Below are 26,302 nucleotides of genomic sequence, written 5' to 3'. Positions count from 1 at the left end.
TTTTGATCTCGCTGCTATGAATCGCTTTTTACTTATCATCCAACGGATCGCATGACTCATCACAACGAAGCACCCAACGCTCTCAATACCACTGACCCATGGGCGGATATCCGCCCTTATATGGATAGCGAAGTGGCTGATGTTCTTGCACATCTGGCTCGCGATAGCGAGCTACTGGATGCGCTTACCCGTTTCCGCCTGCCCCGTATGGCCCGCTGGGTGCCATCGCTTGCCCGCAAACTGGCAAGTCATGCCATACAGCGCGAAGTAAAAGGGGTTACTTCGGTGCGCGACTTTCAAATGCGCATCGCCACTTACATGGAGCGCATGATTCGCACCACGACAGATGCGTTTGAGGTGTCGGGGCTTGATAAGCTCGACCCTAACGGCGCCTACCTGTTTATTGGCAACCATCGGGATATATCCCTTGATCCGGCGTTTGTAAACTACGCGCTTTATCAGGCTGGACGAGACACGGTCCGTATTGCCATCGGTGACAACCTGCTCAAAAAGCCTTACGTAACCGACCTGATGCGGTTAAATAAAAGCTTTATTGTCCCGAGGAGCGCACGCGGCAAACGTGCCATGCTGGCCGCCTATCAGCAGCTTTCCGCCTATATTCGTCACTCGATTACAGAAGACCAGCACTCTATCTGGATGGCCCAGCGCGAAGGTCGCGCCAAAAACGGTATCGACCGCACTGACCCTGCCATCATCAAGATGCTGACAATGGCCAAGCGTAATGCCGAGCGCGATATGGTGTTTGGCGACGCGGTGGCCGAGCTTAAGCTCGTGCCAGTATCCATCAGCTATGAATATGACCCCTGCGACGTGCAAAAAGCCCAGGAGCTACACGATCTAGCCACACAGGGCAGCTACGCTAAAAGCGAGTTTGAAGATATCCGCTCGATTGTAGCGGGCATTACCGGCGCTAAAGGCCGTGTTCAACTGCGTTTTGGCGCCCCCGTTGGCGTGGACATGGCGACCCCTGATGAAGTGGCCGGCGAAATCGATCGCCAGGTCATTGGAGGTTACCGCTTGTACCCAAGCCACTACCTGGCATTGGAAGCGCTGGGTGAGGCACCTGAGCTGGTGGCGCGCAAAACCATTACCCGTCAGGATCGCGAGCGCTTTCAGGCACGTCTTGCGAACGTACCCGAAGCCTTGCGGCCTTATTGGCTATTGCAGTATGCCAACCCCGTTAAGCACAAGGCGGGCCGGTTAACGCTTAAATGATATCGATCATCCACAATAGTGATGCAGACTGGCGTTAGACGAGCCATGCTCACCGCACGAAAAAATGCTATGGTCAATACATTGCCAGGCCACGCTTGCGGCTGTCCGCCTGCGTGGCGTTAAGGAGAATTTTATGTCCGCATCAGAAATTCAAAAATCTCGCATTATTAATGAACTGCGGGGCTTTATACGTAAATTGCTTCAAGACCCCAATATTCTTGAGCAGTCGCTAGTCATCGCCCGACAGCAGCTAAATGAAGGCAGTAGCCCTGCGGCTATGGCACGAATTGCCAACGAGATATCAGACACTACCAGCGTGCATATTCCCGAAGACCCTGCCGAGCACTCAGAAGCTGACAAGCTGTTTTTGGAGCTTTTAAAAGAAGTCGTTCAAGAAGAACAAGCGCTCTACTAGTAACGACTGAAAGCCTAGCGAATGCGATGCCTATACTTCGCTCCTACGCTCGTTACTGACTATATCATTACTGACAATATCATCGGCCAGAGGCCGGATAACTTCCCCATTTCACTGTTATCGTCCAATTGGAATTAGCATTCACCATGTCCAACTCTGCCACGCGCAATATTCTGGTGACCAGCGCGCTCCCTTACGCCAACGGAGCTATTCACCTCGGTCACTTGCTTGAATATATCCAAACCGATATCTGGGTACGTTTTCAGAAAAGCCGTGGCCAACAGTGCTACTACGTGTGTGCCGATGACGCCCATGGCACGGCGATCATGCTGCGTGCCGAACAGGAAGGCATTACACCGGAAGCCCTGATTGATCGGGTGTCACATGATCACCAGCAAGATTTCGCCCGTTTTGGCGTGGGGTTTGATAACTATCACTCCACCCATTCAGAAGAAAACCGTCATTTCAGTGAGCTGATTTACAAGCGCCTGCGTGATAAAGGGCATATTGCCACCCGTGATATTGAACAGATGTACGACCCGCAAAAGGGTCTTTTCCTGGCGGACCGCTTCATCAAGGGCACCTGCCCAAAATGTGGTGCCGACGACCAATACGGTGATAACTGCGAGAAATGCGGCGCCACCTATACGCCTGCCGATCTCATCAATCCGGTTTCGGCTATTTCCGGCGCCACGCCAGAAGTACGCAGCTCGACACACTACTTCTTTAAACTGCCTGACTTTGCCGAGTTTTTGCAGGCATGGATCAACGACGGTCATGTACAGCCGCAAATCCGCAATAAGCTGATGGAGTGGTTCGAGTCCGGCTTCAACGAATGGGATATTTCCCGGGATGCGCCCTACTTCGGGTTTGAAATCCCCGATGCGCCGGGCAAGTATTTTTATGTCTGGCTGGATGCCCCTATCGGCTATCTGGCCAGCTTCAAGAATTTATGTGACCGTGAAGGCATCGATTTCGATAGCTACTGGCGCAAGGACTCCAGTGCCGAGGTCTATCACTTCATCGGCAAAGATATCGTCTATTTCCACGCGCTTTTCTGGCCAGCCATGCTGCACGGTGCCGATCTGCGCACGCCCACTGCCGTTAACTGCCACGGGTTTCTGACCGTGGACGGCGCCAAGATGTCGAAGTCCCGCGGCACCTTTATCAAGGCCGCCACCTATGCCGATTACCTTAACCCTGAATATCTGCGTTACTACTTTGCTGCCAAGCTCACCTCCAAAGTAGATGATCTGGACCTCAACCTGGACGACTTTGCTGCACGGGTTAATTCCGATCTGGTCGGCAAGGTGGTCAACATTGCCAGCCGCTGTGCCGGGTTTGTTAAAAAACTGGGTGGCGGCACGCTTTCCACCCACTGCACCGAGCCGCAGATGGTTGCTCGGTTTATCGCCGCTGGCGACGATATTGCCGAAGACTTCGAAGCCCGTGAGTTTAGCCGAGCCATGCGCAAAATTATGGAGCTGGCTGACGAAGCAAACACCTATATCGCTGACAAGGAACCCTGGGCTCTCGCCAAACAGGACGGGCGCGACGAAGAGGTACTTGAGATCTGCTCGGTGGGTATTAACCTTTTCCGTCAGCTGATGGTCTATCTGGCGCCGGTGGTTCCCACCATGGCAGAACAGGCACGGATCTTCCTGAATCTGGACTCGCTTGACTGGGAAAGTCGCCATAACGTGCTGGTCAATCACGGAGTTGAAAAATTCAAACCACTGATGACCCGTGTCGAGCGCGACAAGATCGATGCCATGATCGAAGCGTCAAAGGAAGACCTGGTGGAAGAGCAGAAGCTGAAAGAAGTAGCTAAAGGCCCATTGGTGGAAGAACCCATTGCCGATGAAATTAGCTTTGATGATTTCGCCAAGGTAGACCTGCGTATTGCTCGTATTACCAAGGCACAGTACGTGGAAGGTGCCGATAAGCTGCTCCAGCTGACGCTGGATATCGGCGGCGAAACACGCAACGTCTTCTCTGGCATTCGCAGCTCCTATGCACCTGAGGCACTGGAAGGACGCCTTACGGTCATGGTTGCTAACCTCGCCCCGCGTAAAATGCGCTTTGGCCTCTCAGAAGGCATGGTACTCGCCTCCGCCAACAAGGACGGCATTTACCTTCTTTCACCCGATGCTGGTGCAGAACCTGGTCAACGTGTAATGTAGCCAGCGCTTTCAGCATGGCTAGGGGGTAGAGTTGCTCAAGCTCTACCCCCTTTTTCTATGCTTTTCCAAGCAAAACGCCCCCTCTAAAGACTACCCCGTTCAGGCTCGCTTATGCTCCGGCACTTCACTCGATCACTGCGTTTTCAATTTTTAGTAGCGTTAAGTGGCGTGTTATTCCTCGCCCTATGTTCGTTGGGTGCTATGAGCAAATGGTTTATTTTACCCGCACTGCATAAAGAAGAGCGTGGAATTATTGGCCAGGAACTGAAACGTGTAGAACGCAGCTTCTTCTTGGCCCAGCAAGAGCTGTTGGCTCAGGCACGCGACTGGGCAAACTGGGACGATACTTATGAATTTGTTCAAGATAATTACCCACGCTACGCTGAGGTTAATTTCAGCCCTGAAATGATGACGGAGATGCGCTATCAACTGATAGCGTTTTTCAACGCCGATGGCGAGGTCTACTACCTTTCAGGCTTAGCGCCTGACGACAATCATTTTGCGACCTGTACGCATGTTGTTGATGCTTGTGCCTGGATGGCACCTTTTATTGACAGTATCCAGTTATCGATAGAAAACAATCCTGACCAGCAGGATTTTCTTTTCCCTGGTATCAACTCGCCAGCAATGGTAGCGATCACGCCGATTCTGCGCACTGATAGCAGCGGCCCAAGTACTGGATGGTTGGCAAAGGTGCGCTTAATGGATGGCAAATGGATTAAGCAGATGGAAAATGTGACCGGCCTTCCGATCACCATTGACCGACAGCTTACTGCTCAAGCCACACCGTCGACCACTATCAAAGGCGACACTATTTATGCTCAGCACTTACTACCTACAAATGTGCCTGCTATCAGTATTACCGTAGGTACACAGCTTAACCGCACCCATTACTTGGCAAGCCTCGATACCATTCGCTACGTGTTGATCTGGACCGCCTGTCTCATGTTATTTGTGATTGGCTTTGTACTCTGGCTGATGGAACGGATCATCCTGAAACCGCTTAAATCGCTGTCGATTTTTGCAAGACAAACCTCGGGCGAGAATAGCCAACTTGATTCGGCCCTACTCTGCCAGCGTAACGATGAGATCGGCATGTTGGCGCGCAGCTTTGATCAGCAGCTAACCCGCCAGCGGGAACTCAATGCCGAGCTTCTCAATCTGTCTACCCATGATTCATTAACCGGGCTACCTAACCGACGTCTTTTTGATCAGCAGCTCAAGGCCGACATTCATGAGACCCAGGCCCTGCATCAACCACTGGCGGCGATGATGCTGGATATTGACCATTTCAAGCTGTTCAACGACCATTACGGTCATCAAAAAGGTGATGAATGCCTGCAGCAAGTAGCCAAGGCGCTGCAGCGTATCGCCACTGACCATGATTTTTTGATTGCCCGTACCGGCGGCGAAGAGTTCAGCGCTCTGCTTCCTAATACCTCAGCCCAGAGGGCTGAGCAGATAGGCTACCTATTGCATCATACGGTGGCCAACTTGAAACTTGCTCATAAGGCGTCACCTGTTGCGCCCCATGTTACTATTAGCGTAGGTATCGGATCGCTTGATGAAAGCATTGATATTTCGCCTTCGGCCTTGATGAGTAATGCCGACCAGGCTCTGTATAGCGCCAAGGCGGCGGGGCGACATCAGGTAATCGTATTTAAACCCTCCATCGCCCGTACTTCAGTTCATACACCCGATGCACCGCTATGAGTGAATTATTTATCATTTTGATCAGCACAGCATTGGTCAATAACTTTGTATTAGTACAGTTTTTAGGCCTGTGCCCTTTTATGGGGGTATCCAATAAGCTGGAATCGGCCATGGGCATGTCACTGGCGACTACTTTCGTGCTTACCCTCGCGTCAGCGGCAAGCTACGTGGTGTATTACGGCCTGCTGGTTCCGCTGGACGTCACCTACCTGCGTACCATCAGCTTTATTGTCGTGATTGCGGCGGTCGTCCAGTTTACAGAAATTATGGTGCGCCATTTAAGCCCGCTTTTGCATCAGGTACTGGGTATTTTCCTGCCCTTGATTACTACTAACTGTGCAGTGCTAGGGGTTGCGCTACTCTCACTTAACCGCGAGCTGAGCTTTTTTCATACCACACTTTATGGCCTGGGAGCCGCCTTGGGGTTTTCACTGATTCTGGTCCTCTTTGCCGCCATGCGTGAGCGCCTGGACGGTGCCGATGTGCCTAAGCCCTTCAAGGGTGCCGCCATCGCCATGGTAACGGCCAGTTTGATGTCGCTCGCTTTTCTCGGTTTTTCCGGCTTAACCCAGGGGTAATTTAATACCATGAGTGATGCTGTTTCTCTCTGGGGCATTGCCAGTGCCATTGGTATTCTTACCGGATTGGGCGTTGGTTTTGGTGCCCTGTTAGGCGCGGTGAGTGAGCGGTTCAAAGGTGATGATCACCCGCTGGTTGAACAGATTGACGCGCTGCTTCCGCAAACCCAGTGCGGCCAATGCGGCTACCCGGGCTGTCGCCCCTATGCCGAGGCGATAAATGAAGGGGATGCACTCAACAAGTGCCCGCCTGGTGGTGAAGCAACCATACAAGCGCTAGCCGATTTACTAGGCCGCGAACCTGCCCCACTTGATGGCGAAGCGCCAGAAGAACTCCAGGTTGCCTTTATTCGTGAGGCTGAGTGTATTGGCTGTACCAAATGCATTCAGGCATGCCCTGTTGATGCCATTATTGGCGCCGCCAAGCAGATGCATACCGTTATTGAAGATGAATGTACGGGCTGTGATCTATGCGTTGAGCCCTGCCCAGTGGACTGTATTGATATGTTACCCAGAAGTACCCCGCTTACCCACTGGCAGCCGGTAATATCGCCTGCGGCCGGCGTGTTTGCCAGTGACCGCACACTAGCTGTCCGAGGGGCTGAATGACACTCTCTTTTGATTTTCCAGGCGGTATTTATCCACCAGAGCGAAAAGTACGCTCAAGCCAGGCGCCTTTGCAGCGAGCGACGTTACCAGAGCAGGTAAGCCTGCCCTTACGCCAACATAGCGGGCGCCCGGCCGTCGCTTGCGTCAACCCAGGTGATAGCGTTCAGGTGGGTAGTCTGATTGCCAAACGTGATGGGCTCATATCCGCTAACATCCATGCCAGTATCAGCGGCACCGTTACGCATGTAAGCGGCCATGATATCCAGATTGAAAGCGACGGGCAGGACACCTGGGACACGCTTGCCCCGCTTAGCTGGCGCGATACGGATGCGCGTACCCTCCTGGCACGCCTGGATGAAAGCGGCGTTGTTGGTCTGGGCGGAGCTGGTTTTCCCACGCAGGTTAAAACACGCGTTATCGTGCGCCACGCTATTGATACTCTTATCGTCAATGCCGCCGAATGCGAACCCTATATCACCGCTGACGATATCACTCTACAACGCTACCCAGATGACGTTCTCGAAGGCGCTCAACTGATTGCCTCTTTGTGCGGCGCCAAACAGATCATCATTGGCATCGAGGACAACAAACCCGAGGCAATTGCGGCGCTTGAGCAAGCCATTACCAGAAGCCAACTGGCTAGCGTGACGCTTACCGTCATCCCTACCCGCTATCCAAGCGGCAGCGAAAAACTGCTGATTAAAACGCTTTTAAACCGAACGGTGCCAAGCCAAGGGCTGCCGGCAGATATAGGCGTACTGTGCCATAACCCAGGTACGCTATTGGCAGCGTTGAATGCCGTGCGGGCCGGGCAGCCGTTGGTTGAGCGGATAGTGACGTTAACAGGTGATGCCATTGCGCGCCCTGGCAACTACTGGGTGCGCCTGGGAACGTCCATGGAAACGCTTCTGGCTCAGGTAGGACTTGATACCGACAGGCTAAGCGGCGTTGTTCAAGGTGGCCCAATGATGGGCGAGACGCTGGATACGCTGCAAAGGCCGGTTGTTAAAACCACCAACTGCCTGATCGCCGCGACCCAGGCAGAGCTTCCGCCCGGCCCGCAAGAGTCGCCCTGCATTCGCTGCGGCGCGTGTGAAAGCGTTTGTCCTGTGCAACTACTTCCACAGCAGTTGCACTGGTATGCCCGCGCTCAGGACGACGATAAGCTCGCGCGCTATCATCTTTTTGATTGTATTGAGTGCGGTGCCTGCAGCTACGTTTGTCCAAGTCATATCCCGCTGGTCGAGGATTACCGTGAAGCCAAAAGCCGCCTGCGCCACCAACAAATAGAGACGGCCAAGGCAGAACACGCCAAACACCGCTTTGAGTTTCGTCAGGCGCGCTTGGCCAGAGAAGAGGCGGAAAAGCAGGCGCGTCGCCATGCCAGACTCGCCCAGACTAAATCGCCCACATCCAATAACCGTGCGGACGCCACGGCTCAACCAGCATCAACCGCAATGCCGTCAGCCGCTCCCCAAACTGATCTGCGCAGCCTGCGTATTGCGCAATCGGCGGCCAAGGCAGCCGTTAGAAAAGCGGAAAAAGTGCTCGCTCGCGAGGCTCAGCAGGCGCCCCATGAGTCTCATGAAGACCTGGAAACGCAGCTGGCGACCGCCCGGGAAAACCTTAAAGTTGCCGATTTGCAGTTGGCGCAGGCGCGTGAAAATACACAGGCATCAACCGAGGAGTCCCCATGAGCATGCTGCATGCCTCACATGCCAACGACGCCTCTTCGGCTGGCACTACTGCACCACCCACCGCTTCGTTAATGCGCTGGGTAATAATAGCTACGTTGCCCGGCATAATCGCCATGACCTACTGCTTTGGCCTGGGCGTGCTGAGCAATATTGTCCTGGCAGCCGCGCTTGGAGTGTTGTTTGAAAGCGGTGTGCTTTATCTTCGAAAGCGCCCCATAGCGCCTGCCTTGAATGACTCAAGCGCCCTGCTCACCGGCGTGCTACTGGGCGTCTCGTTGCCGCCGGCGAGCCCCTGGTGGCTAATCGGCGTGGGAATGATTGCCGCCGTGGTAGTTGCCAAGCAGCTTTATGGCGGCCTGGGGCATAACCCCTTTAATCCCGCCATGGTGGGCTATGCTCTTTTACTCGTCTCGTTTCCCACCTACATGACGCTTTGGGCACCTCCTCAGCCTTTGATAAGCGATACGCTCTGGGCGCAAATAATGGGCACCTTGCCTATAGCGAATATCGATGCACTGAGCGGGGCAACACCGTTGGATGCCTTTAAACAAAAAGCGCAGGGCATGCCTGCCTTCCAGTTCTGGGCAAGCGACCCGCTACCTGATGGCACACTTGAAGCCTGGCGCCTTATCAGCTTGGCCTGGCTAGCGGGGGGTGTTCTGCTTCTATGTAAACGTATTGTCAGCTGGCATATCCCAACAGCGATGCTGGGAAGCCTGCTGATAATGGCCACGCTGTTTTACATGGCCGACGCCGATGGGTTTGCATCGCCCGTTTTTCATCTATTAACCGGCGCTACGCTGTTTGGGGCTTTCTTCATTGCCACCGACCCAGTATCCGCCGCAACCAGCCGGCGCGGCAAACTGCTTTACGGGGCAGGCATTGGTTTTTTGATCATCGTGATTCGCAACCTGGGCGGGTATCCGGACGCCGTAGCTTTTGCCGTACTGCTGATGAATCTGTGTGTGCCGCTCATTGACCTGTATACGGTGCCCAACCCCATGGGCCACCCCAAACGCATATTGGGAGCGCCGCGATGACAGCCATGAGCGCCATGCGGCACGGGGCGATAACCCTGGGAATCTTTGCTTTGATAACGGCGGGCAGTGTCGCGCTAACCCGCGCGTTTACCGCAGAGCGTATTAACGAGCACCGCGAAGCTTACCAGCATCGTCAGCTGCAGGCGGTGCTGCCGCCCACATTGGCTAACATCCCTACTTCCCAATTGCTGGATAGCACCTTTGAGCTACCCGAGTCGGCCGCCCTCGGCCATCGTGGAAACGCCATCGGCTGGCGCATTAGCAGCAACGGGCATCGTGCCGTCATCCTGCCGGTCATTACCCACCAGGGCTACAGCGGTGAGATAGATTTACTCGTCGGCATTGATGAGCAGCAGCGCATTAGCGGCGTACGCGTTACCTATCATCAGGAAACTCCAGGGTTGGGTGACAAGATTGAGGCCCGGCGCAGCGACTGGATTACCCGTTTTAATGGATTGCATCTAGAGGAGCTGCCACCCGACGCCTGGGGCGTCAAGAAGGATGGCGGCCAGTTTGACGGTTTTACCGGCGCCACGATTACCCCACGCGCGGTTATTAATGCCGTTCATGACGCCTTGCAGTACGCAGCGCATACTCCGCTTCTTTTCAACATAGAGGAACCATCCCCATGAGTCAGTGGCATACGCTAACCCGACAAGGCCTGTGGACCAGCAACCCAGCGCTGGTGCAGCTGCTGGGGCTGTGCCCCCTGCTCGCGGTGAGTACCACCGTCGTGAACTCCCTGGGCCTTGCCATTGCCACGTTGTTTGTCATGGTTGGCTCAAGCACTGCCGTATCACTGGTACGCAATCAGGTTCCCAGCGCCATACGGCTGCCTGCCTTTGTCATGATCATCGCCGCCTTTGTAACATGTGCAGAGCTGTTGATGGCCGCCTATGCTTACCCGCTTTATCAGCTGCTGGGCATTTTTATTCCGCTAATCGTGACCAACTGCGCCATTCTAGGCCGTGCCGATGCGTTTGCTTCTCGCCAGCCGGTAGGTCTTGCCGCACTCGATGGCCTGATGATGGGTATTGGCTTTGGTAGCGTGCTAGTCGTCCTTGGCGGGCTGCGTGAACTGCTTGGACAAGGCACGCTGCTCAGCGATATGGCGCTGCTGCTTGGCCCTATTGCGGCCAATTGGCAGCTTACCCTGGTAGAGGATTATCAGTTTCTGTTTTTTGTTCTGCCGCCCGGGGCTTTTTTCGTTGCCGGCATGCTGATTGCGCTGAAAAACGTGCTGGACCAGCACAGCGCCACGCGCACCCTACCTGCGGCGGCCTCACCGCGCGCAGAACGTCGCGTCCGAGTCACCGGCATAATCAAGTAACCGTAGAGACACGCCATGAATGCCCAAAAGCGCCATGAAATTTTTGCTCGCCTGCAGGCAGCGGATCCTCACCCTACCACTGAACTCAACTGGACCACGCCTTTCGAACTGCTGGCCGCGGTTTTGCTCTCCGCGCAAGCAACCGATGTAGGTGTCAACAAGGCTACCGCGCGGCTCTACCCCGTTGCCAATACGCCCCAGGCTATCATCGATCTGGGTATCGATGGGCTTAAAGCGCATATCAAGACGATCGGCCTTTATAACACCAAGGCTGAAAATCTAATGAAGACCTGCCATATTCTGGTTAATCAACATGCAGGTGAGGTTCCGAAAACGCGTAGCGCGTTAGAAGCTTTACCGGGCGTGGGGCGTAAAACCGCCAACGTGATTCTTAATACGGCGTTTGGTCAGCCAACCATTGCGGTAGATACGCATATCTTTCGCGTTTCAAACCGTACCGGTATTGCCAAGGGTAAGAATGTCGTTGAGGTTGAGCAGAAGCTGATACGCCATGTGCCCAAGGGCTTCAGGCAGGACGCCCATCACTGGTTGATACTTCACGGCCGGTATACCTGTATTGCGCGCAAGCCCCGTTGCGGAAGCTGCATAATCGAAGATCTGTGTGAGTTCCCGGATAAAACCGAACTCGCGTAGTCTTCTCAATTAGGAGGCCCTTATGCCGATGCCTGCCACCCTGCTGCATAACCAGCCCATCGAGCAGCGCATCGATGCGCTGCTGGCGCTCTCACGCCAGCACGCTGAACACTTTTGCAGCCCCGGCGCCTGGCTTTCGCGCCAGCGTTATCTGGCGCAGCACCCAACGTCCATTGTGGTCATGAAGTGCATGGATGGGCGTATCCATATCCCCCACGCTACCCGCACACCTTTGGGCATTATCACGCCGTTTCGTAACCTGGGCGGGATTTTCGATTTGGGCTGGCCGTATCTGGGAGAACTATTAACTGACACGGTGATGAGCGCCACGAATGCCGGGCGGGGCACGTTACTGCTGATTACCTATCACTTCTCCCAGGGCGACCCGGCGCGGGGGTGTGCCGGCTTCGCCTGTGATACCCAGGCTGCCAAGGCGCATGCCCATGCCATTGCCCAGCAGGCCGGCGAGCTATTTGGCGAAGACCATCAGCAGGTATATCCGCTGGTCTGCGGTTTTGAAACAGACAGCGATGCGCTAATACTTCATGGCCAGAACAGCGCGTTATTGGATATACGCCAATGGGTAGGAAAGCCCGCGGACTCGCTGAGCGCGCAATTACAAACCATCTGCTCCGACATGCCCGCAGATATGCGTCGCGACTTGCTTCCCTTGCTGGAAGGCAATCTGGCGCACGTGAGCGAATTACAGGGCATCAAACGAACACTGGATATCGAGCATCGCGAGTGGGCGATCTGTATTGGTCGAGGATTCGACTTTCTTCACGTACCCAATACTGCACTGATTATCGGCCCCTACGGCCCTGATCTAGCCGAGCCTATCGGGACCGCCGCGGCAATCATCGAGGCTAATATGCAGGCCGAGCGCATACCTGATGATGGCTTTATGCTGCTCGCCTCTACGCCTTACCATCACAGCGGCGTTGACCGGGCGCGAGCGATGCTGAAGTCGCGATTCTTATCTGAATTTGCCGAAGGCGTCATACAACGTGAGCACCCGGCATTAGCGCAAAAAATGCGTTGCCACACGGCCGTAGTGCACTGGCCTACTCGGCGCCTGGACGCCATTTCTCCACGCTGAGTTAACCTGCCACGGCTTGATTGTAGGTCAAAAGACCTTGATAGGCTGTCCGCCAAGCGGGCCACTCCCAATCGGCCGTATCCAGCCGGTTTGGGCGTGATTCAGGGGCATTCAGCCATGCATATAAACGTTGATAAAGCCCTTCCGGGGTGCCGTTAAAGCGGTATTCAGCTGGATAAAGCTCCGGAAAGCAAAGTCTATCCGGCACCAATGGCAAGGCGCCCCGCTGAGCGGCTTCCATGATCGCCAGACCTTGAAATTCGTGCCAAGTAGTCGATACCACGATACCGGCGGTGGCCAGCAGTTCACGATACTCAGTTTCCGGTTGTGGCCCCCAAGCAACGATATGCGCGGCCAGCTTCTCCTGGGCCGTCTCAAAAATGGCCGGTATCTTGCGAAAACGCTGTCCGAGGACGGCCAGCTCAAACTCCACGCCCTGCTCGCTCAAAGCGATCAAGACATTAAAGAAGTCTTCCGGGTTTTTGTCATACTCCCAGCGATGGTTCCATACAATACGCCGCGGGTTGGGTCGGCTAACGAACGCACTATTTAAAGGGCCGAGCGGTACCGGCAATACATGGGCTCGCGCGCGCAACGCTTCAAGCGGTTTTGCTGCCGGCAAGTTCTCGGGCATCTTTTTCAGGAATGTCCGTACCCCGTTAAAAAACGAGTCGCGGTTATAAGCAGTGTTAAAGACCAGGGTATCGGCGGCAAGTGCCGCGTATATATTGACCATCTTGGCCTCTACCTGAGGCATCTGATCGCTGGATTCCGGGTAGGCAAACTGGTTTTCATGAAAATAGACGATCTTTTTTGCCCGACCCAGGTGCGGAAAAAGCCCCACCAGCGTTGCCATATCCACCATGGAGGTTGCCAGCACCACGTCATAGGGCTGGCTGAGCGTCTCATGTTCTTTTAGCCACCAGCTCAGCGGGTTACCGCGTACTCGCCAGGCGAAATGGCGCGGCGGCAGGCTTAACGTCTGCCAGCTTACCCCTTGCATATTGGTCATCAGGCTATCTGCCCAGTAACGGTGGCTAACCGCTTCATACGCTGAAAGTAATAAAACGCGCATTAAAACCCTTGTCTTAAAACCTTGCATTAAAAACCCTGGTGTTCCAGCTTATCAGCCAGCGATTCTAGCACGTCGATCCCTTGCACATCGGTTGCCAGCCAGGGCAGCGTGGGCCGGGAGAGATGCTCAAACAGCTGATCAATACGCACAAGATAGGTAGCCTCCTGCTCACGCCTCGCCTGCATGAAGGCACCATCCGCCTCCACAGGTATCACCCGGTTAACCAGCACGCCCGCCACGTTAATCTTAACCTCTTCCAAGGCGCTGACGGCTCGCTGTGTCTCGAGTATGGGCAATCTCTCCGGGGTCATGACGAATAAAAAGCTGCACGCCTTGGCATCCTCAATACGGCGCCGTGCTTGGTGAAACAGCCGCCGACGGTTGATCAGCGTTTCTGCTATCTCGCGGGTACGCTCATCCAGACCGGAAAGCGCATCTTCCGTGGGGTTATCAAAGGGAGTGGCCACATCCTGCCCACGTGATGGAGTGAGATGCTTAAGCACACCGCTCAATTCAGCCGATTTGCGATTATGTGCGAGCAGGCCATCGGTCCAGGCCGCCATGGCTTCGGGCAGGGTTAAAAGACGCAGCGTATGTCCGGTAGGTGCCGTATCGATAATCACCAAGTCATAAGGTGCCTCGTCATCCAGAATCAGCCGAGCCAGCCGCTCGAGCAGTGCCGCTTCCTGAGTGCCGGGTGATTGACGCGTCAGACGCATTTGCCGCTCTAGCTCCTGCATCATTTCAGGCGCGGCGAAGCGGCGCATTTGCTGGGTAACCCGGTTTAAATGAGCTTCGACCTCCTTATCGGGATCAATCTCCATGGCATCCAGGTTCGGCAGCAAGCGGCGTGGCACATCCCCCAGAGTGCGGTCAAACACATCGCCCAGGCTGTGCGCAGGGTCGGTTGAAACCACCAGCACGCGCTTGTTGCGCCTGGCCGCAAGAACCGCCAAAGAAGCTGCAACGGTTGTTTTACCCACGCCACCTTTACCGCCTACCCATAGTAAGCGGCGGTTGAGAACTGATTGCATAGGTTACCTATCTATAAGTTCATTCATCCAGGATCTATTAACCTAGAAATGATGCGTTAGCAGCAGCGAAAATGGTCCAGTGGCGAATGCTCCATGCCCATTCGCGTATGCCAATCGTGAAAACGCTCAAGCAGTAGGGGCTGAAGTTCCAGCGTGTAGTAGGCTGCGGGGTTAGGCATCCCCATCATTTCTGAAAAGACCAGCAGCATGAACAGGTCGTCTTCATCACGGCGCGCCCGTGCAATGGCTCCACGGTAGCGCGCGCTGTAGACCTCTTCGGTAAAAAAACGGGCCTGCCCTAGCCAGGCCCGCAACGTATCACGCTTGGATGACGGCTCTTTATCCGAGTCATCGCGCATTATGATGCCCTCTTATTTAATCGCCTTGAGCTGCTATTTCAGCACGCGAGCGCTTAAGGGCTGCGGCACACTCCATCGCAACCAAAATGGCCGCCATCAGCACCACAATATCCATCACTAACAGGAACATGTTGCCTTGCTCCCAGAAGGTACGCAGCTGTATGAGCAGTGCCAGAATAGTCATTACCAGCAAAAAGCACAGAGGCGCCAGGGTGTACCACATGGGGCGTCTCAGGCGTACCAACATAACGGTGATGATCAGCAGCGTTAACCCGGCCAGCAACTGGTTAGTGGTGCCAAACAGCGGCCAGATAATCAAACCACCGGAGCCATTCGCACCGCCGGCGCCAAATGCCAGTAAAAGGCAGGTGCCAACGGCAAGCGCGGTTGCCAGCGAGGGTTTTTTCATCCATTGCTGGTTATAGATATCTCCCCACTCCTGGAAGATATAGCGCTGTAAACGAAGCCCGGTATCCATGGTAGTGCCCGCAAACAGCGCGGCCATTACGGTTAGAAGCGTGGCCGCAGTGGCTTCGGGCAAGCCAAGTCCGTTATGAATAATAAATGCCCCACCTTGCACAAACGCGTTAACTCCGCCCTGGCCAAAGGCGCTGTACATGGTCTGCCAATCACCAAATGTCGCAAACCCTGCCGTGGCAGCCAAAATAGCCGCTAGCGCCAGCATGCCTTCGCCTACCGCACCAAAGTAGCCCACAAACCGAGCGTCAGTTTCTTTATTGAGCTGCTTGGAAGTGGTACCTGAAGAGACCAGCCCGTGGAAGCCTGATATTGCCCCGCAGGCAATCGTTACAAAAAGCAGCGGAATCATCGAAGGCGTACCGGCAGGCACATTGTCATTAAAGGCAGGCGCGACCAGTATTGGGTTAAGCAGCACAAGCGCTCCATAAAGAATCAGCAGGCCAATAAATAGCTGCAAACCGTTGATGTAGTCTCGTGGCTGCAGCAGCATCCATACTGGTAAAAGTGAAGCAATGGCCGCGTAGCCAAATAGAATCAGGATCCAGATCGCGTTACCCGACATCCCGGCAACTTCGGCAGGCATTTGGACAGGCACCATAGGGCCAATACCAATAAGCGCATAAAGAGCGATGACGCCTAATACAGACACTACCGCTAGGCTCATTTTCCGCCGATAAATCATCTGGCCAATGATGAGCGCCACAATAATGGCTCCCCACACCGGTACCACCGCACTGGGGAAATTCATCATCAACCCGGCAATCACGACGGCAAACACGGCATTAACCATAAGCAGCACTAAGAAGATCACGATCATGAAAATGCTGCGTGCCCGCTTACCCACCACATCGCCCGTTAACGCGCCTACCGATTTGGCTTTATTGCGTACGCTTGCCCAAATAGCGCCAAAATCGTGTACACCGGCAAAAAAGATGGTGCCAAATACAACCCATAAAAACGCCGGTGCCCAGCCCCATATCACTGCTATAGCAGGCCCTACTATGGGTGCCGCCCCAGCCACCGAGGTAAAGTGGTGCCCCCAGAGCACAAAGCGGTTAGTCGGCACATAGTCGATGCCGTCTTCAAATTCATGAGCAGGGGTTTTGAAGTTGGGGTCTAACTGGTAGATCTTTTGAGCAATAAATTTGGAATACAGAAAGTATCCTAAAGCCATTGCCCCAAGTCCGATTAATAACAGAATAACAGCACTCATATGCGCGGCTCCTTTGGTAATGATTGTTGTTGTTTATTAAAACCAAGGCACGTATAGGTGTTTCTGTGTATATGTTGGTACGGGTTCGCCCTTACGTCTATGTCTAAATCCCTTTGAACCCTCCCCTTTACCCAAAAGTCGTAAGCTGACATCCACATTCATTTTCTATTCGGCCAAGGTCGCCTTGGCCCGCTCGGCTTGGCTATCTACACTCGTATAGAGGCAGGCTTTTTTAAATAACAACCAATTAGGTGGACTCGATGGCAAACGTGCTGGTGGTCGATGATGAACCGAATATTGTGCTATCGATCGAGTTTTTGATGGAGCAGGCGGGCTTTAACGTCACTAGCGCTGCCAACGGCGAACAGGCACTTGAGAGTGTGGCAGCCCATGCGCCCGATATCCTGTTACTAGATATCAGCCTACCCGGCATAAGCGGATTTGACGTGCTGGAAGCTCTGCGTAGCCGCCCTTCGACGGCGCATTTGCCTGTCATCATGCTGACCGCCCATGGTCGAGAGGTTGAGCGCGAAAAAGGCACGGCCCTCGGTGCAGATGCCTATATTACCAAGCCGTTTTCCACCCAGGCGCTTGTCGATCAGGTGCACGCTCTTTTGGGTGAAAAAGCCTCATGATCCCTAAAGGGCTGCCCAAGCGCCAGCGCCTGATCGGTGCTTGGCTGCTGTTGAGCGGCGTAAGCCTTTTAGGCGGAGCCTTGTTTGCTGCATGGCTTGAGAGCCAGCTTGCCATAGCCGGCGGCTACCGGGCACTGCTTTGGCTGGGTTGCTTTTCAGGGGGCGTTACACTGTTTTGCATGGGCCTGCTGTTTGAGCGCATGTTGTTCACCCCCCTGCGCCAGCTACAGGCGCAGCTTGCCAGGCTGGTGGCTAACCCGGAAGCGGAGAACACCTTACCTCCGCAAGGCTGGCTTAAAGGCTTAGGTCCGGATTTACGCCGTGTTGAAGAGAGCTGGCGAACTGATCGCTGCCGTTTGCATAAAGCACATGCCGACGGCGCCCGAAGTGCAACGCGGATTCGGCGAGAGCTTGAAGCACTGCTTCAAGTACTTGAAGTACCGCTACTGCTCTACGATAAACACCGCCGTTTAATGCTCTTTAATCAGGCGGCTGAGCAGTTTTTTTCGGGCACACCGAGCCTGGGACTGGGTAAGCGACTGGACGCCCTGTTTCCGCTTGCGAGCTTGCAGCAACCCCTTAGCCAGCTACCCGCTGATGGCACCCATCGTGAGCTATTGATACCTTGTGATAATCGTTGGTTAAAAGTCATTATCCGCCGTGTGCCTGAAAGTCATGACGAAACGCTGATTACCTGTAGCGATGCAACAGCCGCCTGGTCAAACGAAAGGGGCGTTCGCGCAGAGCTGGCTCAAATGCTCACCCCGCTGCGCCAGCATACGGCAAGCTTGGTAACTGCCACGGATGCATTGGGAAAGTTGCGCCAACACGATTACGAAAGTGGCTCGCTAGGCCATCGTTTGGAACAGGTAGCCCATGAAGAAAGTATCGCGCTGAGCGAGGCAGTGGCCAGGATTGGCGAGCTAATTGAAACGGTACAGCAGCAAGGCGAGCGGCTTACTTCTATCTGGTCCAATGATTTTTGGCATACGCTGGACGATCACCTAGACCCGGCCCATCGTCTGATTACCCCAATTGGAATGCCTGTCTGGTTCAAGGGCGACGCTCCAGCGCTGATGGCCCTGTTTAGCTCGCTGGTTCAACAGCTGAGCCACTATATGGCAGGCAGCTTCTTTGAAGGCGAAGCCTCCCTTGGCCATAAGCATGTCTATCTTGATTTGATTTGGAAAGGCAAACCGATACCCGAGCGCGAGCTTGCTGTCTGGCGTCATCAGTCGCTGACCACGTTACCGCTAAGCCCAAGCGTTGCAGACGTGCTGCGCCAGCACGCCAGCGACGTTTGGAGCATTCAGGATGCTGACGATCAGCACGCTCGCCTGCGTTTACCCCTGCCTTTTGCTGAGCAGTTTGATGCGCCCCGAACAGTCGCGCCACGGCCTGAATTCCATGATTTCGGCATAGCGGATCTGCCCTCACCGGACACAGCGTTGGCTAACTGCCCATTACGTAGCCTTGAGCTGGTGATTTTTGATACGGAAACGACGGGCCTGGAACTACGTAAAGGCGATAGCGTCATCAGTATTGGCGCTTGCCGCATCGTCAACGCCCGCCTATTGGCAAGCGATGTCTTCGATCAGTACGTCAATCCACATAAACCCATATCCCCTGCCAGTACGGCCATTCATGGCATTACCGATAACGATGTCGTTGACGCTCCCGCCCTGAAAGCGGTACTGGAGAGCTTTCGCGAGTATGTTGGGGACGCCATTTTACTCGCTCATAATGCCGCCTTTGATATGCTCGCGATCAGCCAGAAAGGCATTACATTCGACATGCCCATTCTAGATACCCTGCTGATATCCAGGGCGCTTGACGAAGCGCTTGATGGCCACGACCTCGATAGCCTGGTGGAGCGCTACTCCCTGAACCTTCCCTCTGGAATGCGGCATACCGCACTCGGGGACGCCCGCGTTACCGCTGAGCTGTGGTTGGCACTACTGCCACGTCTTGAAGCGCGCGGTGTTAATACCCTTGAACAGCTGTTGAGCTTTCAGGCCAACGCTTTTGACCGTGAGGATGCCAGCGCCTCATGACGCCTTTAAACCCACGCTATCGTGAAAGGCTACTGGCGCTGGTAATTCTGGCGCTAGTACTTTTCTGCCCGCCGGTGCTGCTGATCATTGATCGTCTGCCTTCTTCCAGTATTGGCTGGTTGCCAGGATATCTTTTTGGCGCATGGGCCGTGATCATCGGCCTGACGGCTTGGCTCATGGAACACCCTAAAAGACGATGACCATGCGAACCGATGTGCTGCTACTCTGTGCAGTGTTTGGCTACCTGGGCCTGCTATTTCTGGTTGCCGCCTGGGGCGACCGGCGGGCCGAGCAAGGCCGTTCCATTATTGGCTCGCCAACGGTTTACGCGCTGTCCATTGCCGTTTACTGCACGGCCTGGACTTTCTATGGCAGCGTGGGCCGAGCGGCTCAGTTTGGCCCCAGTTTTTTGCTTATCTACCTGGGACCAACGCTTGCGATGCTGCTGTCGCCATTTATCATTCGCAAGATGGTACGTATTGCCGCACGTCAGCGCATCACCTCCATAGCCGATTTCATAAGCGCTCGCTATGGCAAAAGCACCGGCCTTGGTGCGCTGGTCGCATTGATTTCACTGATTACCATTACGCCGTATATTGCGCTGCAACTAAAAGCCATTACCGTAAGCCACGCGGTACTTATCAGTTACCCCCAAAGCGCTGAGTCAATCCTATACAACGAACGTTTCTGGATGGACCGTTCACTCTGGGTCGCGCTGGTACTGGCCGTATTTATCATTTTATTCGGCACGCGTCATTTGGATGCCAGCGAACGTCATGAAGGAATGGTCGCAGCCATTGCCCTTGAATCATTGGTCAAACTGATCGCGTTCCTGGCCGTGGGCATCTTTATCGTCTTCAGTCTGTTTGAAGGTCCAAGCGCACTGTTTGCTCAAGTCGCAAACACGCCAGCATTAAATGGACTAATGCACCTTGAGAGCGTGCCAGGCGGCGTTACCGGTTGGGTAGGAATGCTCATTCTTGCCTTTTTGGCTTTTTTAACCCTACCCCGCCAGTTTCAAGTGTTGGTGGTTGAAAATGTCGATGAACAGCATTTGGCCCGTGCCAGCTGGCTGTTTCCGCTCTACCTGCTGTTAATCAACCTGTTTGTCATTCCCATTGCACTGGCGGGCTTGCTACTGGATGCAGGGGACCCGGATAGCTTTGTACTTACCCTACCGCTTTCTGCAGGACTTGAAGGCCTGCCTTTACTGGTTTTTATTGGAGGGCTTTCCGCTGCCACCGGCATGGTGATTGTCGAAACCATCGCGCTTTCCACCATGGTCAGTAATCAGCTGGTCATGCCGCTATTGTTGCGCTTCAAAAAGCTTCATGCGGGAAGCACCGGTGAGCTTGCCCACTGGCTATTGCGAATACGCCGCGTGGCGATCTTGCTCATCCTGCTGCTGGGTTATCTCTACCATGCCCTTATTGGTGACACCTACAGCCTGGTGACTATTGGATTGGTATCGTTTGTAGGCGCGGCCCAGTTTGCGCCAGCGCTGCTTATTGGCCTTTACTGGCGGGGTGCCACGCGGCGCGGCGCCATGATGGGCTTGATCGCCGGATTCCTTACCTGGAGCTATACCCTGCTGCTACCTGGCTTTGCCCAATCCGGCTGGCTGGATACGGCCCTGCTGGCAGATGGCCCCTGGGGTGTTAGTTGGCTTACTCCCTACGCGCTATTTGGACTTGATGGCTGGGATATCTATAGCCACTCACTGCTCTGGAGCATGCTCATCAATGTAAGCCTGCTGGTAGGTATTTCACTGTTTACACACCCCTCGCCCCTTGAACAGACTCAGGCGGCGCTATTTACTGAAGCGCTGCACCCTAACTTGCCGACTACAGCACTTCAACGCGGGCAGACAACCCAAGGCGCGCTGCACGAGTTGCTGATTCGCTATCTGGGACTTAAGGCAGCCCAACGGGTTTTTAAAAAGCACTCGAATCGTTTTGAGTTAGTCCAGCAGGATCAGCCAGCGTCTGATGACTTGATCATGCGCGCTGAACAGGCCCTGGCGGGTTCACTAGGCAACGCCTCTGCTCGCATACTTATCAACTCGGTGGTTCGAGGAGAAGCCCTGGATATAGAATCCTTATTGAGCATGCTGGATACCACTACCCAAACCCTGGAGTACAACCGAAGGTTAAAACAGAAATCCGATGAGCTGGCGCGCATTGGCAATGACTTGCAACGTGCTAACGACCGTCTGCGCGAACTTGATCGTTTAAAGGACGAGTTTGTGGCCATGGTGAGCCATGAGCTGCGTACGCCGCTAACGTCCATCCGCGCGTTTGCAGAAATTCTGGCAAGCCAACCCGCCATTGCCGAGCCAAAACGACAGCATTTCCTGAACGTTATGGTGCTTGAAAGCCAACGCCTTTCAAGACTGATCGATGAAATACTGGACCTGGCCCAACTGGAAAGTGGTCGTATGCCACTGCATGCGATGCCTCTGGATCTAGCGGCACTGGCGGATCATAGCGTGGAGACAGTAGCCAGACTTCATGAGGATCGCAATATTCGTCTTGACGTTACCATCGACGAACGCCCGGCCCAGGTAGTGGGCGACGCCGACCGTCTAGAGCAAATCATTCTCAACCTGCTAGATAACGCCAGTAAGTTTGCTAACCCCGCAGACCCACGAATTCTTCTGCGGCTTTATAAAAAGCAGCAGCATGTTTACCTGTGCATTGAAGATAATGGAGTAGGTATAGCAGAGAGCGCTCGCGAACTGGTTTTCGAGAGATTCCACCAGTTACAAGCAGATAATCAATTAACCAGCCAACGCCCCAAAGGTAGCGGGTTGGGGTTACCCATCAGCCGGGCAATTGCCACACACCTTGGCGGCAAGCTTTGGGTGGAGGATCCGCAAGTACTCAGTGGGGCCTGTTTTGTGCTAGAGCTTCCTGAAGAAGCCTCGACTGAATAGGAAAGCTTGATGGGCGTGCGTTAACGTCTAGCGCTATTGAATGTCTTACTGGCGACGGTTCCCCACCTGCCTGACGAGGGTCGGGCTCAAACATGGCCTCGCCCACTTCATCAATATAGCGCTGCGCTTTGGTAACCATCATCGCATCACAAGCCTCGCGGGCTGGCAGCATATCCGAGCGTTCAAACCGATGTTCGCGGGGTTCACCGCTCGCATTTGCCTGGCTGATGTAGCCACTGACACGGTATTGGCCGCTTTGTTGATCAGGCTGTGACACGATCAGAAAGCCTTTATATTCAACCGGCTCAGCGGCTTTCATGTTGGCCTTGGGAGTTTTTTCACGTTCCCCACCAAAAAGTCCTGATAACAGCTTTTTTAACATACCGGTTCCTGCCGTGTTAAAAAGCGGCAGGGAAACCCTGCCGCTTTTATCGGGATCAGCTCTGCTGGCGACCTTTACCTGCAGCAATGCGCAGGCGTAAGGCATTAAGCTTGATAAAGCCTTCCGCGTCTTTCTGGTTGTAAGCACCCGCATCGTCTTCAAACGTGGCAATAGACTCATCGAAGAGTGATTGCTCGGACTTGCGTCCTACGACGGTGGCATTGCCCTTATAGAGCTTCATACGCACAACGCCCGAGACGTTTTTCTGGGTTTCATCAATGGCCGCCTGCAGCATGCGACGCTCAGGGCTCCACCAGTAACCGTTGTAGATCACTTCTGCGTATTTCGGCATTAGCTGATCTTTCAGGTGAGCTTCTTCGCGGTCAAGCGTCAGCGATTCGATTGCCCGGTGAGCGCGCAGCATGATGGTGCCCCCTGGAGTTTCGTAGCAACCACGAGACTTCATGCCTACATAGCGGTTTTCAACGATGTCCAAGCGACCAATGCCGTTGTCGCCGCCCACCTTGTTGAGCTTCTCAAGCACTTCATGAGCTTTGAGAGCTTCGCCGTCGATCGCCACGATATCGCCTTTCTCAAACGTCAGCTCGACGTAAGTAGGCTGATCGGGTGCAGCTTCTGGAGAAACGCTCCAGCGCCACATATCGTCTTCGGCTTCGGCCCACGGGTCTTCCAGAATGCCGCCTTCATAAGAGATATGCAGCAGGTTGGCATCCATTGAATAAGGAGATTTTTTCTTTTTGTTGGAAAAATCCACCGGGATATTGTGCTCTTCGCAATAAGCCATCAGCTTTTCACGCGAAGTCAGATCCCATTCACGCCACGGCGCAATGACTTTAACGCCGGGTTTGAGAGCATAGCCGCCTAGTTCAAAGCGTACCTGATCGTTACCTTTACCGGTGGCACCGTGCGAAATGGCATCCGCGCCGGTTTCGTTGGCGATTTCGATCAAGCGCTTGGCGATCAGCGGGCGCGCAATCGAAGTACCCAGCAGGTACTCGCCTTCATAAATCGTGTTGGCACGGAACATCGGGAAGACGTAATCGCGAACAAACTCTTCACGCAGATCTTCAATGTAAATTTCTTTAACACCCAGCGCCTGTGCCTTCGCGCGTGCCGGCTCGACTTCTTCGCCTTGACCGATGTCGGCAGTAAAGGTCACCACCTCGCAGTTGTAAGTCTCTTGCAACCACTTAACGATTACAGATGTGTCCAGGCCGCCTGAATATGCCAGCACAACCTTTTTGACATCGGACATTCTTTGCTCCTTTTTATAAAAGCAATTTCACCAGAAAATGCAGCGCCAGCCATCGCGCCGCATGCGAAATAAACCCCGAGTATAGCGTTCTCTATGCTCAGCGAATACCGTCAACGACGCCTTAAGAAGAAAGCTGCTAGAATCACACCATCGAAGAGGCGGCTTGCCGCCCATTTTTGACCGATTACTCGCTTTACTAAGGAGAGCTGCATGAGCGAGGCAATTGCCCGCGAATTAATGGCCCAACGTTTTCGCAGTTATCTGCCGGTTGTCATTGATTTAGAAACGGGTGGCTTCAATGCCCAAAGTGATGCCGTGCTTGAGATTGCAGCCGTCACGCTCACCATGGACCCTGAAGGAAATCTGCTGCCTGACGCGACCTATGCCTATCACATTCAGCCTTTTGAAGGCGCCAATGTTGAGCAGTCCGCGCTTGATTTTACCGGCATCAATCTTGATGACCCACTGCGTCGTCAGGTAGCGCTAAGCGAATCCGAGGCACTGGGCGAACTTTTTCGCCCGATACGCAAATCGATAAAAGCCCATGGCTGCTCAAGGGCCATCCTGGTTGGCCACAACGCTGCCTTCGATCAGGGCTTTCTCAATGCGGCCGCCAACCGCTGTAACGTTAAACGCAACCCGTTCCATCCCTTTTCAAGCTTTGATACCGCAACCCTTGCCGGTCTGGTTTACGGTCAGACGGTGCTGGCCCGGGCCTGCCGCGCGGCGGGCATCGAGTTTGATAATAAAGCGGCCCATTCTGCACGTTATGATACAGAGCGTACCGCGGAGCTTTTTTGCGCAATGGTTAACCGTTACAAGGATCTAGGCGGCTGGCGTTTAGCCCAACGTGAACAAGATCTGGACGAGAGCGAATAAGCCGTTCGTTGGATGCAGCCATTATGGCTTTACGCTAAACTTCGCCACTTTGAGGCACCGGTAGTGAACGTATTCAACACTTTCTGTGTGCTCCACTTTTTCGCTTTTCAAGAGATGAGACGTTTCAATGGCTCAGCATAATGCTTTTTACGCCCAGTCAGGCGGCGTTACCGCCGTTATTAACGCCAGTGCCTGTGGCGTTATCGAAGCTTGCCGTCAGGCGCCCGAGCAGATTGGTAAAGTGTATGCCGGTCATAACGGCATCATTGGCGCGTTGACTGAAGATCTTATTGATGTAAGCCAGGAAAGTGACGAATCGATCGCTGCGTTACGCCATACGCCGGGTGGCGCGTTCGGTTCTTGCCGCTACAAGCTGAAAGATATCGACACGCATCGTGCCCAGTACGAACGCTTGATTGAAGTATTCAAAGCTCACGATATCCGTTACTTCTTCTATAACGGTGGCGGCGACAGCGCTGACACTTGCCTGAAAATTTCTCAGCTTTCTGAAAAGCTCGGCTATCCACTGACCGCTATCCACGTGCCTAAAACCGTGGATAACGACCTGCCGATTACCGATAACAGCCCGGGCTTTGGTAGCGTTGCCAAATATATCGCTACCTCTACCCTCGAAGCCTCGCTGGATATCGCCTCGATGTGTGCAACATCCACCAAGGTATTTGTTCTTGAAGTGATGGGACGCCATGCGGGTTGGATTGCTGCAGCGGGCGGGCTTGCCGGAGAAGGTGAAGGTGAGCCGCCTCATTTAATTATTTTCCCGGAGATTGCCTTCAACCGCAAAGCGGTGATGGCACGTGTTGAGGAAAGCGTTAAACAGTACGGCTACTGCGTGATTGTCGTATCCGAAGGGGCACGCTATGAAGATGGCACGTTCCTGGCCGACGCGGGCAATACCGATGCCTTTGGACATCGCCAGCTAGGCGGTGTCGCGCCGACGCTTGCGGGCATGATCAAGCAGGACCTGGGCTATAAGTACCACTGGGCGGTGGCCGACTACCTGCAGCGTGCGGCCCGTCACTTGGCTTCCAAAACCGATGTTGAACAGGCTTACGCGGTGGGCCGTGAAGCCGTGACGCTGGCGCTGGCAGGCAAAAACTCGATGATGCCGGCAATTCGGCGTGTTTCCCAGTCGCCCTACCAGTGGGATGTGATTTCCGCGCCATTATCGCAAATCGCCAACCAGGAAAAATTCATGCCACGGGACTTTATCAGCGAAAGCGGCTTTGCGATTACTCAAGCCTGCCGCGAGTACCTATCACCGCTGATTCAAGGCGAAGACTTCCCTCCGTTTGAGAATGGTTTGCCAAAAGTGGCTAAGCTCAAACTTGCCAAGGTTGAGCAAAAACTTCCTACGTTCACGCTGTAACATCACGCCGGCCGTTTAGGCCAAGGTGTAGCGGTAATT

General features: G+C 54.2%; 23 protein-coding genes and 1 pseudogene. 18 read left to right on the top strand and 6 right to left on the bottom strand.

Translation table 11 applies throughout. The features are described 5' to 3' along the window. Positions 1-51 precede the first annotated feature (51 nt). From ELY25_RS13315 to ELY25_RS13260, 12 genes are all read left to right on the top strand, one after another. A complete protein-coding gene (locus ELY25_RS13315; protein ID WP_126951750.1) occupies positions 52-1,236 on the top strand; it encodes a 1-acyl-sn-glycerol-3-phosphate acyltransferase in 1,185 nt (394 codons plus the stop codon). A gap of 133 nt (positions 1,237-1,369) precedes the next feature. Beyond that, on the top strand, positions 1,370-1,651 hold the full coding sequence (locus ELY25_RS13310; protein ID WP_126951749.1) for a hypothetical protein: 282 nt from the start codon (positions 1,370-1,372) through the stop codon (positions 1,649-1,651). Positions 1,652-1,797: 146 nt separating this feature from the next. Beyond that, positions 1,798-3,834: a methionine--tRNA ligase gene (gene metG / locus ELY25_RS13305; RefSeq protein ID WP_126951748.1), complete on the top strand. Its 2,037-nt coding sequence runs from the start codon at positions 1,798-1,800 to the stop codon at positions 3,832-3,834. A 201-nt stretch (positions 3,835-4,035) separates the two neighbouring features. Continuing rightward, positions 4,036-5,547, top strand: a complete 1,512-nt coding sequence (locus ELY25_RS13300; protein WP_126951747.1) for a sensor domain-containing diguanylate cyclase — start codon at positions 4,036-4,038, stop codon at positions 5,545-5,547. Then, positions 5,544-6,125, top strand: coding sequence for an electron transport complex subunit RsxA (gene rsxA, locus ELY25_RS13295; protein ID WP_126951746.1), 582 nt, complete (start codon positions 5,544-5,546; stop codon positions 6,123-6,125). Before ELY25_RS13300 ends, rsxA begins: the two co-directional genes overlap by 4 nt. Positions 6,126-6,134: 9 nt before the next feature. Then, positions 6,135-6,734: an electron transport complex subunit RsxB gene (gene rsxB, locus ELY25_RS13290; RefSeq protein ID WP_126951745.1), complete on the top strand. Its 600-nt coding sequence runs from the start codon at positions 6,135-6,137 to the stop codon at positions 6,732-6,734. Next, positions 6,731-8,431 carry an electron transport complex subunit RsxC gene (gene rsxC / locus ELY25_RS13285; protein ID WP_126951744.1) on the top strand — a complete coding sequence of 567 codons (1,701 nt, stop codon included), beginning with the start codon at positions 6,731-6,733 and terminating at the stop codon, positions 8,429-8,431. Before rsxB ends, rsxC begins: the two co-directional genes overlap by 4 nt. Continuing rightward, entirely contained in the window at positions 8,428-9,471 is a 1,044-nt protein-coding gene (locus ELY25_RS13280; RefSeq protein ID WP_126951743.1) for an RnfABCDGE type electron transport complex subunit D, read from the top strand. Before rsxC ends, ELY25_RS13280 begins: the two co-directional genes overlap by 4 nt. Next, entirely contained in the window at positions 9,468-10,103 is a 636-nt protein-coding gene (gene rsxG, locus ELY25_RS13275) for an electron transport complex subunit RsxG (RefSeq protein WP_126951742.1), read from the top strand. Before ELY25_RS13280 ends, rsxG begins: the two co-directional genes overlap by 4 nt. Beyond that, a complete protein-coding gene (locus ELY25_RS13270; RefSeq protein ID WP_126951741.1) occupies positions 10,100-10,801 on the top strand; it encodes an electron transport complex subunit E in 702 nt (233 codons plus the stop codon). The genes rsxG and ELY25_RS13270 overlap by 4 nt, the downstream gene beginning before the upstream one ends. Before the next feature lie 15 nt (positions 10,802-10,816). Then, positions 10,817-11,455 (top strand): endonuclease III, encoded by a 639-nt coding sequence (nth, locus tag ELY25_RS13265; RefSeq protein ID WP_126951740.1) that lies wholly within the window; start codon positions 10,817-10,819, stop codon positions 11,453-11,455. 22 nt (positions 11,456-11,477) lie between these two features. After that, on the top strand, positions 11,478-12,554 hold the full coding sequence (locus ELY25_RS13260; protein WP_126951739.1) for a carboxysome shell carbonic anhydrase: 1,077 nt from the start codon (positions 11,478-11,480) through the stop codon (positions 12,552-12,554). Between the two features lies 1 nt (position 12,555). Here ELY25_RS13260 and ELY25_RS13255 read toward each other — a convergent pair whose 3' ends face one another. Genes ELY25_RS13255 through ELY25_RS13240 form a run of 4 tightly spaced genes read right to left on the bottom strand, consistent with a single transcriptional unit; the run spans position 12,556 to position 16,715 of the window. After that, on the bottom strand, positions 12,556-13,629 hold the full coding sequence (locus tag ELY25_RS13255) for a tRNA-queuosine alpha-mannosyltransferase domain-containing protein (RefSeq protein ID WP_126951738.1): 1,074 nt from the start codon (positions 13,627-13,629) through the stop codon (positions 12,556-12,558). A gap of 26 nt (positions 13,630-13,655) precedes the next feature. Then, on the bottom strand, positions 13,656-14,663 hold the full coding sequence (locus tag ELY25_RS13250) for an ArsA family ATPase (protein ID WP_126951737.1): 1,008 nt from the start codon (positions 14,661-14,663) through the stop codon (positions 13,656-13,658). 56 nt (positions 14,664-14,719) lie between these two features. Further along, on the bottom strand, positions 14,720-15,022 hold the full coding sequence (locus ELY25_RS13245) for a cory-CC-star protein (RefSeq protein WP_126951736.1): 303 nt from the start codon (positions 15,020-15,022) through the stop codon (positions 14,720-14,722). 16 nt (positions 15,023-15,038) lie between these two features. After that, positions 15,039-16,715 (bottom strand): carbon starvation CstA family protein, encoded by a 1,677-nt coding sequence (locus tag ELY25_RS13240; RefSeq protein WP_126951735.1) that lies wholly within the window; start codon positions 16,713-16,715, stop codon positions 15,039-15,041. A 260-nt stretch (positions 16,716-16,975) separates the two neighbouring features. On the opposite strand from ELY25_RS13240, the gene ELY25_RS13235 reads away from it, so the two are divergent. From ELY25_RS13235 to ELY25_RS13220, 4 genes are read left to right on the top strand one after another with little or no spacing between them, the layout of a single operon-like run. Continuing rightward, positions 16,976-17,350 (top strand): response regulator transcription factor, encoded by a 375-nt coding sequence (locus ELY25_RS13235; protein ID WP_126951734.1) that lies wholly within the window; start codon positions 16,976-16,978, stop codon positions 17,348-17,350. Beyond that, a complete protein-coding gene (locus ELY25_RS13230; protein ID WP_126951733.1) occupies positions 17,347-19,404 on the top strand; it encodes a 3'-5' exonuclease in 2,058 nt (685 codons plus the stop codon). The genes ELY25_RS13235 and ELY25_RS13230 overlap by 4 nt, the downstream gene beginning before the upstream one ends. Next, a complete protein-coding gene (locus ELY25_RS13225; protein WP_126951732.1) occupies positions 19,401-19,604 on the top strand; it encodes a hypothetical protein in 204 nt (67 codons plus the stop codon). The genes ELY25_RS13230 and ELY25_RS13225 overlap by 4 nt, the downstream gene beginning before the upstream one ends. A gap of 2 nt (positions 19,605-19,606) precedes the next feature. Continuing rightward, positions 19,607-22,339, top strand: coding sequence for a sensor histidine kinase (locus ELY25_RS13220; RefSeq protein ID WP_126951818.1), 2,733 nt, complete (start codon positions 19,607-19,609; stop codon positions 22,337-22,339). Between the two features lie 67 nt (positions 22,340-22,406). Here the strand turns inward: ELY25_RS13220 and ELY25_RS13215 are convergent. Beyond that, positions 22,407-22,721, bottom strand: a pseudogene (locus ELY25_RS13215) (HlyU family transcriptional regulator); the annotation flags it as partial. A gap of 55 nt (positions 22,722-22,776) precedes the next feature. Beyond that, positions 22,777-23,997 carry an argininosuccinate synthase gene (locus ELY25_RS13210; protein WP_018916025.1) on the bottom strand — a complete coding sequence of 407 codons (1,221 nt, stop codon included), beginning with the start codon at positions 23,995-23,997 and terminating at the stop codon, positions 22,777-22,779. A gap of 210 nt (positions 23,998-24,207) precedes the next feature. Here ELY25_RS13210 and rnt point away from each other — a divergent pair, with 210 nt between their 5' ends. Continuing rightward, positions 24,208-24,876: a ribonuclease T gene (gene rnt / locus ELY25_RS13205; RefSeq protein ID WP_126951730.1), complete on the top strand. Its 669-nt coding sequence runs from the start codon at positions 24,208-24,210 to the stop codon at positions 24,874-24,876. A 127-nt stretch (positions 24,877-25,003) separates the two neighbouring features. After that, positions 25,004-26,263, top strand: coding sequence for a 6-phosphofructokinase (locus tag ELY25_RS13200; protein ID WP_126951729.1), 1,260 nt, complete (start codon positions 25,004-25,006; stop codon positions 26,261-26,263). The last annotated feature ends 39 nt before the right edge of the window (positions 26,264-26,302 follow it).

This window comes from Vreelandella populi, from assembly GCF_003989825.1.
Classification (GTDB): Bacteria; Pseudomonadota; Gammaproteobacteria; order Pseudomonadales; family Halomonadaceae; genus Vreelandella; species Vreelandella populi.
The sequence above is the reverse complement of the archived record's forward strand: the minus strand, read 5'-3'. Positions and strand labels throughout refer to the sequence as shown.